This is a genomic window from Myxosarcina sp. GI1(2024), assembly GCF_053543375.1.
The window spans coordinates 868,858-882,442 of record NZ_JBKGTY010000001.1; the positions used below are offsets into that span (position 1 = coordinate 868,858).

Annotated in this window: 12 protein-coding genes; 3 read left to right on the forward strand and 9 right to left on the reverse strand. The window is 41.2% G+C overall.

Going from position 1 to position 13,585, the window contains the following annotated elements:
* Positions 1 to 497 precede the first annotated feature (497 nt).
* Entirely contained in the window at positions 498 to 1,298 is an 801-nt protein-coding gene (locus ACLFKQ_RS04245) for a hypothetical protein (protein WP_448998627.1), read from the forward strand.
* Between the two features lie 28 nt (positions 1,299 to 1,326).
* Here the strand turns inward: ACLFKQ_RS04245 and ACLFKQ_RS04250 are convergent, their stop codons facing one another.
* Positions 1,327 to 1,488: a hypothetical protein gene (locus ACLFKQ_RS04250; RefSeq protein ID WP_448998628.1), complete on the reverse strand. Its 162-nt coding sequence runs from the start codon at positions 1,486 to 1,488 to the stop codon at positions 1,327 to 1,329.
* 486 nt (positions 1,489 to 1,974) lie between these two features.
* Here ACLFKQ_RS04250 and ACLFKQ_RS04255 point away from each other — a divergent pair, with 486 nt between their 5' ends.
* On the forward strand, positions 1,975 to 2,946 hold the full coding sequence (locus ACLFKQ_RS04255) for a cyclase family protein (RefSeq protein WP_448998629.1): 972 nt from the start codon (positions 1,975 to 1,977) through the stop codon (positions 2,944 to 2,946).
* Positions 2,947 to 3,495: 549 nt separating this feature from the next.
* Here ACLFKQ_RS04255 and ACLFKQ_RS04260 read toward each other — a convergent pair.
* From ACLFKQ_RS04260 to ndhD1, 7 genes are all read right to left on the reverse strand, one after another.
* Positions 3,496 to 4,227 carry a hypothetical protein gene (locus tag ACLFKQ_RS04260; RefSeq protein WP_448998630.1) on the reverse strand — a complete coding sequence of 244 codons (732 nt, stop codon included), beginning with the start codon at positions 4,225 to 4,227 and terminating at the stop codon, positions 3,496 to 3,498.
* Positions 4,228 to 4,384: 157 nt separating this feature from the next.
* Positions 4,385 to 4,609 (reverse strand): hypothetical protein, encoded by a 225-nt coding sequence (locus tag ACLFKQ_RS04265; RefSeq protein WP_448998631.1) that lies wholly within the window; start codon positions 4,607 to 4,609, stop codon positions 4,385 to 4,387.
* 27 nt (positions 4,610 to 4,636) lie between these two features.
* On the reverse strand, positions 4,637 to 5,449 hold the full coding sequence (larE, locus tag ACLFKQ_RS04270) for an ATP-dependent sacrificial sulfur transferase LarE (protein WP_448998632.1): 813 nt from the start codon (positions 5,447 to 5,449) through the stop codon (positions 4,637 to 4,639).
* 177 nt (positions 5,450 to 5,626) lie between these two features.
* The gene (locus ACLFKQ_RS04275) at positions 5,627 to 6,823 is read right to left on the reverse strand and encodes an ATP-binding protein (protein ID WP_448998633.1); all 1,197 of its coding nucleotides are present in this window, start codon (positions 6,821 to 6,823) and stop codon (positions 5,627 to 5,629) included.
* Between the two features lie 381 nt (positions 6,824 to 7,204).
* Positions 7,205 to 7,978 carry an ABC transporter permease gene (locus tag ACLFKQ_RS04280; protein ID WP_448998634.1) on the reverse strand — a complete coding sequence of 258 codons (774 nt, stop codon included), beginning with the start codon at positions 7,976 to 7,978 and terminating at the stop codon, positions 7,205 to 7,207.
* Between the two features lie 100 nt (positions 7,979 to 8,078).
* Positions 8,079 to 8,891: an inositol monophosphatase family protein gene (locus ACLFKQ_RS04285; RefSeq protein ID WP_448998635.1), complete on the reverse strand. Its 813-nt coding sequence runs from the start codon at positions 8,889 to 8,891 to the stop codon at positions 8,079 to 8,081.
* A gap of 104 nt (positions 8,892 to 8,995) precedes the next feature.
* A complete protein-coding gene (gene ndhD1, locus ACLFKQ_RS04290) occupies positions 8,996 to 10,597 on the reverse strand; it encodes a photosynthetic/respiratory NAD(P)H-quinone oxidoreductase subunit D1 (protein ID WP_448998636.1) in 1,602 nt (533 codons plus the stop codon).
* 447 nt (positions 10,598 to 11,044) lie between these two features.
* Here ndhD1 and ACLFKQ_RS04295 point away from each other — a divergent pair, with 447 nt between their 5' ends.
* Positions 11,045 to 11,827: a metal ABC transporter ATP-binding protein gene (locus ACLFKQ_RS04295; protein ID WP_448998637.1), complete on the forward strand. Its 783-nt coding sequence runs from the start codon at positions 11,045 to 11,047 to the stop codon at positions 11,825 to 11,827.
* A gap of 213 nt (positions 11,828 to 12,040) precedes the next feature.
* Here the strand turns inward: ACLFKQ_RS04295 and ACLFKQ_RS04300 are convergent, their stop codons facing one another.
* Positions 12,041 to 13,543 (reverse strand): site-2 protease family protein, encoded by a 1,503-nt coding sequence (locus tag ACLFKQ_RS04300; protein WP_448998638.1) that lies wholly within the window; start codon positions 13,541 to 13,543, stop codon positions 12,041 to 12,043.
* Positions 13,544 to 13,585 lie beyond the last annotated feature (42 nt).

Here is a 13,585-nt window from a genome sequence, read left to right on the forward strand (position 1 = left end):
AACGATACACTTAGAAATAATGTATCGTTGTTAGACTTCACTTTTCTTTCACAATCTTAGAGGATGTCTGAAAAGTCAATCAAAATAAATGCCATTGGCTCTGTCAGTGCGCAGAGCCAATGGCGCTCTAGCTTTGAAAAAGTAATTTTGACTAGATATAAATGTACTTTCAAGATTATCTGTAAAATGCTAGATAAAGAATATGAACGCTCTAAGTAGTTGTCATATTAGGCTGTATCTAGTATAATCAAGATATTTTCGGCAAATTAAGAGATTAATCTAGATTTAGTCGTTATTTCGCCTTACATTCGCTTCATACCACAATTATAGTCGATAATATAGCGTTAAAAAATTCAAACAATATATTATATTAGGTAACTATACAGGAGCTGAATCTAACTTAGAAAAGCTTCCATTGCAACTATGCAGTTAACAAAAATAGCGATCGGAACTGCGTCGGCGAAAGACCCAAAGGAACGCCGACTAAGAGAACGGCGATGAAGCATCCCCAGATTGGTGAGTTAATTCGCTCGCTGCGACATGAGTTGGGGCTGACACAGCAACAGCTAAGTGTCGAGTTAGGTGTAATAACGGCTATTGTCGGTTCTGAAGCTCAGGGACGGGGAGGTAGTATATCGATTGATGCCGAAACTTTAGAAATTAGGGATGGCGGTCAAATACTAGCTGCTAGTTTGGGAGATGGAGAGGGTGGCAATATTAACCTCAACGTTAGCGATCGCATTGAGATTTCTGGCAGCGATCCTCGCTTGTCTCAACGCCTTCAAGCTGAAGTTATCACCAGAAGAATTTCTAATGGAGAAGTAAGGTTTGACCGATTTCTAACTGAGGAGGAAGGAAGAGAGCAATTTAGCGATCGCTTCGTCGGTATTGGAGACGAAAGCCAAATTTCTGGAATCTTTGCCAATACAGCAGAGAATTCTACGAGCAATGGCGGCAGTATTACTGTGGGTAAGAAAGTTGAACCTGTTAGCAATGTATTTTTAGCAGATGAGGGCAAAATTGAAGTCAGCAGCGAGGGAGCAGGAACGGGTCGTAGCGTTGAATTTTTTATAGGGGACCTCTTACAGTTGAGTAATGACAGTCTCATTTCAGCCCGTTCTTCAACTGGTTCGGGCGAAAATATTACCATTAATGCTGAAGATGGTTTTTTGGTAGCTTTGTTTGGTCAAAATAACAAGAGCGGCAACGATATTATTGCCAATGCTCCAGCAGGACGAGGTGGCAATATTACGATTAAAACTTACTTGATGCCAGTGGTCAAACTGATGGAGTCGTAGAAATTATTACCCCAGATGTAGATGCGATTCAAGAAAGGGCAGAATTACCAACTAATCCCGTCGAACCAGAACAAACTGTTGCCCAAACTTGTCGGAGCGAGCGCCTCGCTGGAAATTCTAGTGGTTTAACGATTGAAGGTAGAGGCGGTATTTCACCCAAACCTATAGATTCACTGACTTCTGATGCCATTTTAGTAGATGAAAAAATTACCAACCCGGACCCAGAAGTTCGCTCTCAAGTAGTCGAGCCGATTAAAACTAGCGTTGGCGATATTTATTCAGCTAGAGGCATCGTCAAAACTCAAGATGGACAAATCATTCTAACTGCCTATCCTACAGATACTATGACTCCAAGGTCTTCTACTCATTGGGATAACTGCACTCATTCTCAAGCTTCTACAACTGATGAGTCTCAAACAATTCCATTGTATCTACGGGAGACACAGAAAAATTAGGTAATGTGAGCGTCCAACGAACTGGTCATGTAACAAGTGTGTCAATACTTCTCGAATAAGGAATATTAGCTGTAAAAAGTGAGGCTATACATATCGATACTTCCTGAAAAAAATCTCTATCAAATCCTTAAACGATAGGTATTGGGTCAGCGGGGCATCCCTTCCGCGGTCAAAAGATGCTATAAATCATTCACAACTTCTTCTAGACTAATACTGGATTTATGAATCAGCGATTTCTCATATTGTCGATCGGAGTAATAGTAATCGCTCTGGTTATATTTGCACCTTTAAATTCCGTCCGAGCCCAGAGCACAGACCTTTGGCAGATTTATCATTCAGCCTTCAAATCAGCTAAATACGTAGACTTAACCCATGCTTTTAGCCCGACAATTCCAGTTTGGATGGGCTTCGATCGCGCCACTTTTCATGCTACTTTGGCTGGAGCAGATCTTCCCGACTATATCAACAGGGGGCAAAAATACACCTACGGTAAGCATGGCTTTATTGCTACCGGCTACGAACTGCCTACCGACCAGTATGGAACCCAGCTAGATCCACCCGCCCATTGGGACGAGTATGGAGCAACCATTAGCGATTTACCGGCGACTTATACCATTCGTCCACTAGTGGCGATTGATATTCACCAACAGGTTGCCCGAGATCCAGGCTATCATGCTACCGTTGCCGATATTCGAGCCTGGGAAGCCAAACACGGCAGAATTCCAGAAGGTTCGGTGGTAATGTTTCGTTCGGACTGGTACAAAAAGTGGACGGAGGTAGAACGATTCACTCAGAAACCGTTTCCCGGAGTCTCACTGGCAGCATTGCAATTTCTTCACCAAAAGCGAAATATTTTGTTTCACGGTCACGAACCCCTAGATACCGATACTACCCCAAACTTAGAAGGAGAGTATTGGTTGTTACACAATCACTATACCCAGGCTGAGGGAGTAGCTAATTTGGATAAGGTTCCCGAAGCTGGAGCTTTGGTAGCAATTGGTTTTGCCAAACCCGAAGGAGGGACGGGAGGATATGCTCGATATATTGCCATTTGTCCTCCAAATTGGTCTTATGGAGTATCAATTTTAGACGTGCCAGGAGTTCCTTTGCCGCTTCAATCTCATCCACTGCGCCGCGATCGCCATGGTGTATTAAGACCTACACCCCCTAAAAGCGATAGCAATTCTGTTTGAGTTAGAAACATTGATTTGAAGGCAAGAACGGTAGAGAGATGGTGGTAAATTTTATTCATTGGGACTGCCTATTTTAAAATGGTTTTGTGGTTGTGGTTTTGTCGTTCAAAACCATAGCATTTTCGTACTAGATAAAGAGGTCTTTTTTTAATCTCGTCCTTAAATTCAGGTTTCTTGAGCCAATGCTTGAGAGTTTTTTTGTTGACTTTACTTCGGTAGCGGCTCCTCGATGGTGCTTGCTCAGCTTAAACAAAACAACCTACAAACTTAGATTACTTACTTAATCCTAGATCGTCAGGAAATGTTGGTTTTCGTATACGAAAGGTATAATTAAGTTGTTATTTGTTTTTTTTATGTAATTAGATACAATGATATTCTTCATCCGTTTATCATTATGGTGGCGATCACCCTATTAGCCTAACTAAATATTGGCGGAGTCAATGAATGGAACCCTATTGAAACTTATGGAGTAATTCATGAGTGTTCAAAGTTCTCAAAGCTTGGATTTCCTTACACTCTAATCTATCTGATGCTCAATTTTTCTTACGCTTATCTATCAAAGGGATAAATTTTAGCTTCAATCCCTGTTTGTTGTAGTTTACTAACGAACTCACTAGCTGGTTTTTTTTCGGCAAAAGCCCCCAAGTAAATAAACATTCCTTGGGGAAGATGAACTATGGAAATATTAGCAACTTTTTCTCGTGCTAGTTCCAATGAGCGATCGCCAGTATACTGAGCCAGAACATAATGATATTGGTTGGTTGGAGATAAAAAAGTATCGCTATTAAAAGGAATAAATGCCGGAGGTATTAGAGAGTCGGGAACTATATCTGGTTCTTCTCGTGCTTGAGGTTGTTCATTATGGGATAGATTACTTAAAGTACTTAAGTTTAAAGGCATAAACTCCCTAGCCGTCAAATCGGAATTACCAATATTAGGGGTCGTTTGCGCTTTGAGATTAGAAATTGGTTTAGCATCTCGCATTTTCATTATGCCTAAAGCGGTAAGATTAGTTAAAAGTAAGATGGCGATCGCGCTACAACTCCAGGCATTAAACAACCAACTAGTCTGCCTTTCTAACTGAGGCGATGGCAAACTATTTAGATCCAATTCGTCGTTTAGAGTCAATTGGGAATCTCCAGTTTCCTGGCGATGGGTTTTATTTTTAAACGGACTAAAAAAGTTAACTTTACCAGTAGCAAACGGTTTGTGAACTATGCTAGAGTCGATTTTTCGAGCGACGGAGTTGTTAGTTGAATCTTGAGCGTTTTGTGGTGACATAGTTAACGTATCTCTGCTGGGTTATATCCTGCTATACTTATCCATCGATCGCCCAGTCTAACAGTCTTTGCCCACAAATGGTTGCAGTTTTCTGAAGCAGATTTTTAGTTAAATTATTGAAAATTATCGATATTTTTTGTGGCTCAATAAATAACCGCTAATCGAGCTTCAATGGAGCGATCGCCAGTAACTTGACAAAAAAAGAGGAAGGATTTATTTCCTTCCCTCCGTCGCTATGTTGTGGATTTACTTCCCTGTTGTTTTTTAGTTTTTGCCTCAACATCTGTTGCTGTTTTTTAAGTTGTCTGGCTCTTGCCGAACCGCCTTTGCCTTTGTCGTTACGACCTTGACGGCGGGGCGATTCCCATCTTTTGAGTCTCATAATTATTCTTTCTTTTTTTGTTATATACTAGTATAGTTCCTGTAATACGCGGTTGAGTTTGCCGCTACGATAGCCTTCTAGATCGAGAGTGACGAACATAAAGCCTAATGCTTGAAATTTGGCGGTCAACTCCTCTAGATTGATCGCGCCAACAAAATTTTTAATTTGTTCTGGAGGTAGTTCGATCCTGGCGGTATCTCCTTGAGAGCGTACTCGCAGATTTTTATAACCCAAGTTACGTAGATAAATTTCGGCTCTGCCCACTCTTTGTAACTTTTCGGTAGTAATGGTTTCTCCATAAGGAAAACGGGAACTGAGACAGGGTTGAGCTGGTTTATCCCACCAGGGAAGCCCCAAAAATCGAGAAATTTCTCTAACTTCCAGTTTACTTACACCGACTTCGGCTAGAGGCGATCTGGCTCCTCGTTCTTTGGCTGCCTGAATGCCGGGGCGATAGTCTTGTAAATCGTCGGCATTGACCCCATCGACAACATAAGGATAGCCCCGTTCTTTGGCTATCGGTTTGAGAGTGTCGTGCAGTTCGCTCTTACAGAAATAACAGCGATTGACTGGATTGGCAGTATAGTTAGGGTTGTCCATCTCACGAGTTTCTACTAATTCGTGTTTAATCCCAATTTCTGCTGCCTGTAGCTGTGCTGCATCTAATTCTTCGGGCATTAAAGAAGGAGATGCCGCAGTAATGGCTATAGCGCGATCGCCCAATACATCATAAGCAATTTTGGCAACTAAGGTGCTATCAACACCACCAGAATAGGCAATTAAAGCCTGCTCCATTTCTTGAAATAAATTTCTCAGTTGCTGTAATTTTGCTTGGCTCATGTTGGGGATTCGCTGTATAAATTATCCATATCATCTATATCAATTATTACTCGATCTGTAAGTTTTAGTTTCCCTAGATAACCGAACCAAAAGATCGTAGCAGAGGTGAATTAGGAAAATAGGCAACTAGAAACTAGCCAGTCAAGTAACTTACTTCTTACCTACCTTCTAAGCAAACTATTTTAAAGGAAGATAAAGAGTAAAACAGCTACCTTTACCCAATTGTGAGGTAATGACTATATCACCACCATGAAGTTGAGCCAGTTTGCGAGATAATACTAAACCCAAACCAGTACCTTCGTGACGATTATTGAGTTGCTGAAAAGCCTTAAATAATTTATCGCGATCGCCTGGAGCAATACCAATTCCCGTATCGATTACCGCAAATGCCAACTTCTTCTCTCTTGGCTCTACTTTTAGAGTAACCGAACCTACTGCAGTAAATTTGACCGCATTCGATAACAGATTTAGCAATATTTGTTTTAAGCGCATCGGATCGGCGTAGCAAAAGTCAACACCTTCAGCAGACTCGAAAATTAATTTCAAGCCTTTGGCTTTGACTTTTTCCTGCACCAGGGACAGAGTAGCTAAACAAATATCTTCTACTACCAGCTTTTCTAAGTGGATTTCCTCTTTATTGGCTTCAATTTTGGCAAGGTCGAGATAGTTAGTAACTAACTCTAAAAGATATTCTCCTGTTGTGGCGATCGAACAAGCATATTGCATTTGTTTGGGATTGAGAGAGCCATAAATACAATCTCTCAGCATTCTGGCAAATCCGATGATTCCCGCAATGGGACTACGTAGTTCGTGTGCGAGATGAGAGAGATGTTCTTCAGTAGCTGCTTCTGCTGTTTTTAGCTGTTGATTTGCAGCTTCTAGCTGTTGGATATATCTTTGCTGCTGTTGAATTCGAACTGTTTTAATCCGCGATTCTTGCCAACTGCAATTAGTCAAAATATTTTCTAAACTAGCTGGCAGTTTATCTAACTTATGCTTCAGAATATAGCCGCTAATTCCCGCCTGAATACATTCTACGGCTATTTCATCTCCTAAACTTTCTGTAATTAAAATCAGGGGAATTTGAGGTGAGAGTTGGTACCACCAACTCAATTGTTTCAACGGAGACTCAATTGGGCAACCTCTACTAGAGGAATAACTATATACGATCGCGCTATAGGCGAGATTTCTGGAAGCATTAAAGGCTCGAGCGACTGTAGAAGTATCGTATTTACAGTTGATGCTGCTCGAACGTAATGTTTTGGCGATCGCCTCAATCTCAGCAGGACGATCGGCGACAACGAGAAGTAACAGCTCGCTGAGTGTTATTGACTTCGATTTTTGCTGTAGAATCAGTCCCGAACCATCTGACATAAAAATAAACCGAACATTTCTGGAGAAACTAGGTTAGTTACAAAATAATTCGCGCTAGAATCACTGCAACTCCTATAAAAAAGATGTTTAGGTGCGTAAGTCCGCGCTCGAATCGCCTGTTTAGAGTTTGCTACGCTGGAATAAAGCATCGACAAGCCTCTGTCAAGGTGAGAACGACAGATATTTTATTCATATCTATTTATACTATTGTTTGTAACTCTTTAGATCGAGACATTTGGTATAAAATCGCTCAATTTAAAAATTTTTTGGCAAACTTAGCAGTAAAACTCGAAAAAATTAGTTAAATTTTAGCTTTTTTCGAACTAGTAGCTGTAATTATTGGGGTTCAGCATTCCGAGTTCTACTCAAAACTATGACGGTTTAAAATTCTTTGCGAGCAAAAATAGTCATTGAAATCACTAATACCAAAGCCGTATACAGCAAACCGTATAATCCATTGGCAATCAAATCTCCAGAGTCTGGTAGCAAGCCGTAAACCGCCTCGTTTTTCAAATCTAGTCGAGAAAGATCGGGCAGGATTAAGTATAGATTGGTAGTTAAACTTTTGATACTTTCATTTTCACTCAATTTGCCCAACTCGACTAAATCTTGGCTAAAGTGTCCCATTAGGTAGACTCCAAAACTCAGCAAAGTTGCCAAAATCGAACTAGTAAATACGCCGAACAATAAGGCTACGCCAATCAATAAAGCCAACTCTAGCAAAAGATAGACAGCGGTAATTATCAAGGCATTCAGAGGATAGGCGATCTCAGAAAAACTCAGCATTGCCAAATAAATTGTCATCATAATTGTTAGCACCACTGCTAAAACTGCTAATAATCCCAAATGCTTGCCTAAAATGAATTCAGCACGACTAATAGGTTTGGGAACGAGCATTAGTAGAGTGCGCTGTTCGACTTCTTTATTAACCGTGGCAGTACCTACGAAGATAGCTATGGTAACGCTCATTAGGGCAATTGCACCAATACCAAAGTCTAACAGTATTTTTTCGTGAGTACCGGCGGCAATCTCTGGGATTATTCTCTGAGCGAGAATTAACAATAAGGTGAAAAAGCCGATAAAATAAAGGATGCGATCGCGAATCACTTCTTGAAAGCTATTTTTGGCGATGGTAAATACTCTAGTGGGATTCATCGAACTAATTTGTGGCAACCCAATCAAAATCGAGGTTTATACGGTAGTATAATTCCCAAAGTTAATGATAAAAATAACATTGCCAGAGCAAATATTAAGTTTATTTACTGAGGACGCATTTAACTAAAGGTTTAAACACTGGAATCAATTCGGCTCGGCAAATTGCCAGACTGGGAAACGAAGTCCTGCCATAATTTTTACCTATCTCGAGAGGAAATACCGCATCTGAGTTGAGAAATACAAATTCTCCTCCGGCAGCTTTAACCATTACCCATGCCGCAGCAATATCCCAAATTTTGGGCGTAGATTCAACTCCACCAATTACGGCTCCCGTAGCCACTAACAATAGGTTATAGCTAGCAACCCCGATCATTCTAACTTTGCAGGGAAAGGGATTTTGCAATACTGCTAAACTACGAGCGCAAAAATTGAACAGATGACTCTTACTGGGATTATCCTGAGTGGTAGAGATACTCTGGTCATTTAAATATGCTCCACTCGGACCGCTCAACCCAGAGTTGCCATACCAATAGCCGTGGAAAGACTGTTCGAGCATTGGTAAATAAACAAAGCCGAATACGGGAGTACCTTGATAGAATAAACCGATAGAAATTGCCCAGATGGGGACCCCGCGAGTAAAGTTAGTCGTACCATCAATGGGATCGATAATCCAGCACCAGTCTGTCGCGGGAAAAATATGGGTAGTTTCCTCTGTCAGGATGCCATGATCGGGAAAAGCCGCAGCAATTGCCTCTCGAAACGCCAAATCGGACCATTTATCGGCTTGAGTAACTAAACTGCCATCTGCTTTTGATGTGGCTTGTATTTTACCAAAATCATCAATCAGGCGGTCACCAACAATTTGAGTTGTTTCTCGACAAAAATCTAAAACTCGTTGCCAAAACTGATTCATCGTAAGTCAATCTCGCTCTCTAAAATTTGATTGGGTTCTGTTAAGCAAAAAAAAGTTGGGCTGTAACTGCTTTCAACCCAACTTACAATCTATAGCTAAATACTTTAGTTATTCAATGTCTCGATTTTTGGTGCAGAATGAGAGAGAGTTGAATAAAAAGAACTAGATGGCGATTGTAGTGCTGTCGATTCTACCAGACTCGGTACGGAGTTACGCGCTTTGAGCGTTAATTGACCGATACTAGAATCATAAATTTGAGTAAACAGCTTGGGATATAAGCCGATCCCAATCACGGGAATTAATAAACAGGCAATGACGAATACCTCTCGCGGTTCGGCATCGATTAGATTGGTATGTTCTACTAACTCTTTGTTTTCGGGACCGTAAAGCATCTCGCGCAACATCGATAAGAGATAAATTGGCGTGAGAATTACCCCAACTGCGGCCAAGAAAACAATAATTACTTTAAAAGTAGAGTTATAGGCATCGCTGGTGGCAAAACCGACAAATACCATCAGTTCGGCGACAAAACCACTCATTCCAGGTAATGCCAGGGAGGCTAACGAACAAGTAGTCCACATGGCGAAGATTTTTTTCATCTTTTGCCCCACTCCACCCATTTCATCTAGCATCAGAGTATGGGTGCGGTCGTATGTAGCCCCTACCATAAAGAAGAGACTGGCTCCGATTAAACCGTGTGAAATCATTTGCAGCATTGCTCCGCTCGTACCTAAGTCGGTAAACGAAGCAATTCCTATTAACACGAAGCCCATATGTGAGATCGATGAATAGGCAATTTTCCGTTTGAGGTTGCGCTGGGCAAAAGAAGTCAACGCCGCATAAATAATGTTGACTACACCCAAAATTACCAATATAGGAGCAAAGACAGCGTGAGCATCGGGTAGCATTCCCACATTCATTCTTAATAAAGCATAACCGCCCATCTTTAAGAGAATACCCGCTAGCAACATATGAGCTGGTGCGGTGGCTTCACCGTGTGCATCTGGTAGCCAAGTGTGCAGAGGAAAGATTGGCAGCTTGACACCGTAGGCAATGAGAAAACCACCATAGAGCAATAGTTGCAGATTTAAAGCATAATCTTTAGCAGCGATCGCACTCATATCGAAGGTAACCGTATCGCCATAGAATGCCATAGTTAGGGCGGCGACCAAAATAAATAGCGATCCTCCTGCAGTGTAGAGAATAAACTTAGTCGCCGCATACAAGCGTTTTTTACCGCCCCAAATTGACAAAATTAAATATACGGGAACGAGTTCTAATTCCCAGACGAGGAAAAATAGTAGCATATCTTGTACGGCAAAGACGGCAATTTGTCCGCCATACATCGCCAACATTAAAAAGTAAAACAGCTTTGGTTTAAAACTTACGGGCCAAGCTGCCATAATTGCCAAGGTTGTAATAAAACCCGTTAGCAGAATTAGCGGCATCGACAAGCCGTCAGCTCCTACCGACCAGTTAAGGTCTAGTTCGGGTATCCAAGAATAACTTTCTACTAATTGTAGGTCGGGATTGCTAAAGTCATAACCGCTATAAAAAGCGTAGACTAGAATGGCAAAATCAATTAAGCCGATGATTAAGGCATACCACCGCACCGTTTTCCCCTCTTTGTCTGGAATTAACGGCAGCAATAAGGAGGCAACGATGGGAAATAAAATGCTGATAGTCAACCAAGGAAAGTTTGTCATAAATTGCAAGTCGAAATTTATCTTGGGTAGTTTTGTTAAATTGAGCTTGCTCGAAGCAACGCTGTTTTTAACAGTAACAGCGATCTTAGAGTAGGGGTAAGTTCGCGAGTGGGAATTGACGGAAAAACCGTCAATGTCGACTCTCTTTCAATTACATATTCCAAGGTAATTCTAGTAACCTAGAGCATTCTTAACAAATTGTTCATGACTGTATTTAAAAAAATTTAGCAGAAATCCCCAAGTTACTTGGTTCTGATTCCTGCTAAAATATGAATTAATTATGAAAAATGAAAAAATTATGAAAAGCCGTGGCTCAAAAATTCCCATATTACCTAGATGAGTCAGATTGGCTGTGGCGATGAAATTATGTCCTTGCCTACCAGACGGCGATCGCTATTGGCGAGAAATACAGTAAATCTTAATGTCCACTCTAACTAGGAAGATTAAATGAGGAATCCAGCTTTAGGAATAACAGTAGTTAATATTAGCGTTACTTATAATAATGCTCGCCTCGCACTGTACAATGCCAGTTGTCAGGTTATACCTGGGACGATTACTGGCTTAATTGGACCTAATGGTAGTGGTAAATCTACTTTGTTTAAATCGATTATGGGGTTTTTAAAACCGAACCAAGGAAAAATTTTTATCGATGGTTTATCAATTGCCCAAGCCCAAAAGCGACAGCTGATGGCTTATGTACCTCAAGCAGATGAAGTAGATTGGAACTTTCCCGTTAGTGTAGCGGACGTAGTGATGATGGGACGTTATGGCTATATGAATCTGTTGCGGATACCTCGCACTCGAGATCGTCGTCTGGTTAGGGAGAGTTTGGCGCGGGTAGGAATGAGTGATTTTCGTCACAGTCAAATTGGCGAACTCTCTGGAGGACAAAAAAAACGAGCTTTTTTAGCTAGAGCTTTAGCCCAGGAAAGTAAGATTATGCTGCTCGACGAACCTTTTACCGGGGTAGATATTAAAACCGAGAAGAGCATTATCGATCTGTTGCTAGAGTTGAGGAATGCAGGACATACTATTTTAGTTTCAACCCACGATTTAGCCTCAATTTCTACCTTTTGCGATCGCGTAATTTTGCTCAATCAGACTATTCTGGCAGCAGGTACGACTGAAGAAGTATTTACTGAAGAAAATCTAGCTATGACCTTTGGTGGTTTATCTACAGCAGAGATTAGTCAGTCTGAGAGTGTTAAATCGATAGATCGTCATTTTTAAAATTAGGTCTAACACAAAGCGTAAATATATTCCGTATAAATTGTGATCGCGACTGAAAACACATACTATCCCTTCTCCAACCGTTAGACCAGAACACCGAGAGGAAAAATCGAGAGACTTTTGAGACTGCCACTTTAACCTCGGTAATTGTCGAATTTCACCATCAGTATAGAATCCAGTTCTCTGAAAGTTGGAGCAAAACATATCTAATTTTTATCCACCAATACCCAAACGCAGCGCGAGACCAGAACTGAGGGGAATTAATGTGGCTAACATCAAAAACAATGCCAGTAAGCCCCAAGCCGCCCTCGCATCATTGGGTTCGGTTAGTTCGTTCATTACGGGGCGTTCTAAATCTCGCTGGAGAAACAGAATTAAAACTGCCCAGTAGAGAGGAATGGGATTGGCGGGATTGAAGAGAGAGATAATACCCAAAACGATTAAGGTCGCTACAGTGGTGCGTCGAGCAATTTTACGTCCGTAAATTGCATGAACGATTCTACCGCCATCTAATTTACCTGCAGGTAAGAGATTTAATGCAGTAATTACCAAACCTAGCCAGCCAATAATAACCAAAGGATGAATATCGACGATTGCTTTTTCTAGTTCGGAACCTAAAATAGTTTTTGCCAAAGTACCGACTAAAATCGAACTGCGAAAAAATTCTGTGGGCAACTGAAACAAACTACCTGAATGAGATAAAACCAACCCTACTATTAACAACAACAAAGATAAAATACCCCCTGCTGCTGGTCCTGCCAGAGCAATATCAAATAGTATAGTGCGGTTGGGCAGCAAAGACTCGAAGCGAGTAATAGCACCAAAAGAACCAATTTGCCAAGTGGGAATAAAAAAGGGAACGCTCAGTCGAATATTGTTGCGCTGAGCTAAAACGCGGTGTCCGATTTCGTGGGCAACAAGCACCGCCCACAGTCCCAAAGCTAAAGGTATGGTTTCAGCATAACGTTCTAAGTTGCTAAACAGATCGAATCCCAACAATAAGCTAGCTGCTTCTAAACTAGTGACGACGGTGGCAATAAATAAAACTAAAGCGAGATTTTTTTGAGCCAGAGTAGTAGGTTGGGGATCGTTAGAGCTGGGTAGAATCACTACTACTGGCTTTTGTTCGGGATTATTGACTAAAAATAGTCGATATTTATCACCTAATGCTTTTTCTAACTTTTCGCTCAGTATTGAGTGAGCCTGTTCGGGATCGCTACGTAAATTGCCGCGAAAAATTGCTCCGTTACCTTCAAGAATTGTTTCGGTGGCAAAGAAGGTGTCGATACTAAAAATTTCTCTAAGCTTAGCTAGGTCTGCTTCGGGAATTGGCGCGACTGCCGAAGAGAGAGAATTGCCTGAAGAAGTTGCGGCTTCAGAAGCTGCGGCTTCTAATTCGGTTTCGGCTTTAATTCGTTCTGCGGCTTTTTCTTTGAGAAATGTTTCTTGTCCTGCGGCTCTTAATTTTCTTCCCAACCAAATATAAGCTGCGATCGAGGCAATTATTAAAAATAGTATTCCTACTAAGTTTAGATAAATTCCCAAAGCAAATAAGCTAAAAAATAGTAGCCAGGGAGCGGTTAAAGCTACTGATTGCAACCATCCCAAGATACCGAGCTTGCCATACTCTTTCGCCCGATTGTAACCCCAGAGCAAGATTAGAAACACGGTAAAGACCAGAAAAAAACTAATTAAAGATTGGGATTCATTAAACATTAGCTATTTGACACGAGGGAATAAACAGTTGTTGGTAGCTAT

Excerpts from the sequence above, each read along its gene's own strand:
- ACLFKQ_RS04275 (WP_448998633.1), bottom strand. The coding sequence starts at position 6,823 with ATGTCAGATGGTTCGGGACTGATTCTACAGCAAAAATCGAAGTCAATA.
- ndhD1 (WP_448998636.1), bottom strand. The coding sequence starts at position 10,597 with ATGACAAACTTTCCTTGGTTGACTATCAGCATTTTATTTCCCATCGTT.
- ACLFKQ_RS04300 (WP_448998638.1), bottom strand. The coding sequence starts at position 13,543 with ATGTTTAATGAATCCCAATCTTTAATTAGTTTTTTTCTGGTCTTTACC.
- ACLFKQ_RS04280 (WP_448998634.1), bottom strand. The coding sequence starts at position 7,978 with ATGAATCCCACTAGAGTATTTACCATCGCCAAAAATAGCTTTCAAGAA.
- ACLFKQ_RS04265 (WP_448998631.1), bottom strand. The coding sequence starts at position 4,609 with ATGAGACTCAAAAGATGGGAATCGCCCCGCCGTCAAGGTCGTAACGAC.
- ACLFKQ_RS04295 (WP_448998637.1), top strand. The coding sequence starts at position 11,045 with ATGAGGAATCCAGCTTTAGGAATAACAGTAGTTAATATTAGCGTTACT.
- ACLFKQ_RS04255 (WP_448998629.1), top strand. The coding sequence starts at position 1,975 with ATGAATCAGCGATTTCTCATATTGTCGATCGGAGTAATAGTAATCGCT.
- larE (WP_448998632.1), bottom strand. The coding sequence starts at position 5,449 with ATGAGCCAAGCAAAATTACAGCAACTGAGAAATTTATTTCAAGAAATG.
- ACLFKQ_RS04260 (WP_448998630.1), bottom strand. The coding sequence starts at position 4,227 with ATGTCACCACAAAACGCTCAAGATTCAACTAACAACTCCGTCGCTCGA.
- ACLFKQ_RS04245 (WP_448998627.1), top strand. The coding sequence starts at position 498 with ATGAAGCATCCCCAGATTGGTGAGTTAATTCGCTCGCTGCGACATGAG.
- ACLFKQ_RS04250 (WP_448998628.1), bottom strand. The coding sequence starts at position 1,488 with ATGGCATCAGAAGTCAGTGAATCTATAGGTTTGGGTGAAATACCGCCT.
- ACLFKQ_RS04285 (WP_448998635.1), bottom strand. The coding sequence starts at position 8,891 with ATGAATCAGTTTTGGCAACGAGTTTTAGATTTTTGTCGAGAAACAACT.